General features: G+C 79.1%; 1 pseudogene. It reads left to right on the top strand.

Annotated elements, in window-relative coordinates:
- Window positions 1-636: pseudogene (locus tag KUM32_RS38725) on the top strand (AfsR/SARP family transcriptional regulator); the annotation flags it as partial.

Below are 636 nucleotides of genomic sequence, written 5' to 3'. Positions count from 1 at the left end.
CCCCCGGCTTCGCCCTCACGGCGGCCAACGCCCCGGCCGTCGCGGCGCTCTGCCGCCGCCTGGACGGCCTGCCGCTGGCCCTGGAGTTGGCGGCGGCCCGGGTGCGCACGCTGGGCGTGCACGGGCTCGCCGCGCGCCTCGACGAACGGCTCACCCTCCTCTCCGGCGGCCACCGCGACGCCCCCGCCCGCCACCGCACCCTGCGCACGATGATCGACTGGAGCTGGGGCCTGCTGACCGACCCCGAGCGCGCCGTGCTGCGCCAACTCGCCGTCTTCGCGGGCGGCTGCACGCCGGAGGCGGCCGAGGCCGTGTGCGGCCAGGCGGCGGTCGCGGGACAGGACGGCTCCGGCCGGGTGCTCGACGTGCTCGCCCGGCTGGTGGAACGGTCCCTGGTGGTGCTGGACGACGGGCCGACGGGCCCGCGCTACCGGCTCCTGGAGTCGGTGAGCGCGTACGGCGCGGAGCGGCTGCGCGCGGCCGGCGAGGCGGACGCCGTGCGCGAGCGGCACGGCCGGTACTACGCCGACCTCGCGGAACGGGTCGCGCCCCGGCTGCGCGGGCCCGAGCAGCGGCACTGGCTTGAGCGCCTGGACGACGAGGGAGCCAACCTGCGCCGGGCGCTCGACCACGCCG

It is taken from the genome of Streptomyces sp. AC627_RSS907 (genome assembly GCF_019049165.1).
The sequence above is the reverse complement of the archived record's forward strand: the minus strand, read 5'-3'. Positions and strand labels throughout refer to the sequence as shown.